Source organism: Effusibacillus consociatus, assembly GCF_042652925.1.
Classification (GTDB): Bacteria; Bacillota; Bacilli; order Tumebacillales; family Effusibacillaceae; genus Effusibacillus; species Effusibacillus consociatus.
Window position 1 is genome coordinate 1 of the sequence record NZ_JBHSHC010000177.1, and the last position, 1,029, is coordinate 1,029.

General features: G+C 49.2%; 1 protein-coding gene. It reads left to right on the forward strand.

The features are described 5' to 3' along the window. Nucleotides 1-15 precede the first annotated feature (15 nt). Nucleotides 16-1,029 (forward strand): IS1595 family transposase (locus tag ACFO8Q_RS23845; protein ID WP_380029879.1); only part of this gene is annotated, 1,014 nt, incomplete at its 3' end.

Below are 1,029 nucleotides of genomic sequence, written 5' to 3' on the forward strand. Positions count from 1 at the left end.
TTTGGAGTGATTGCCATGTCAAACATCCCCTTCAACAGAATTGTAGATGCTTTGGCTGGATTGGACGAGGAACAAAGACAGTTACTGCTCAGATTGCTTCAGGAACCTTCGGCGCCGAGCACACCAACTTCAAGCAGCAAACTAACCAGCCTGAAGGATATTCGTGACGCCAGATTCCATGAAGGGCTTTCCTGCCCGCATTGCTTGGCTCGCGGGAGGTTCAAGAAAAACGGGACTTATCGTGGCCGTCAGCGTTACCTCTGTCATACCTGCAAGCGTACTTTCAATGATTTGACGGGTACGCCGGTTCATCAAACGCATTACTTGGACAAGTGGCCAGAGTACCTGAAGTGCATGGAACAGGGACTTTCCATTCGGAAATGTGCCCAAAAGGTAGGAATTTCGGTCCCCACAGCTTTTACCTGGCGACACAAGATCCTGCATGCCCTCTCCGAAATCAAAACCCAGTCACTAGAGGGGATTGTGGAGGTGGACGAGACCTATATTCTGCATTCGGAAAAGGGAAAACGCAACCTCCCGCGTAAAGCCCGCAGACGCGGGGGAGTGGCGAAAAAACGTGGGATTTCAAACGAACAAGTTTGCATTCTGGTGGCACGTGACCGCACCAAGCAAACTGTCAGTGAAGCAGTAACTTTCGGTCGTCTGGACGCCGCTACGCTTGATCAGGTTCTGTCTTCCCGTTTACAACAGGGAGTTATTTTGTGCACAGACGAAGAGCAGACGTTCCGCAAATACTGCCGCGAGCGTCAGATTCAGCATGAGAAGGTGAACCCCGGTAAAAAACGCTATGTGACAAAGGAAATTTATCATATTCAAAACGTCAATGCCTACCATGAACGCTTTAAGAGCTTCCTGGCAACTTTTCGCGGGGTGTCAACCAAATACCTGAATCATTATTTGGCATGGCATCGATTCCTTGATCAGACAACAAGTCTGCAACCGATGAACAGGATAAAGGAGTTGTTTTTGGATTCTCTTATGCAGCCCATGAAGACGGTAGGAATCCGG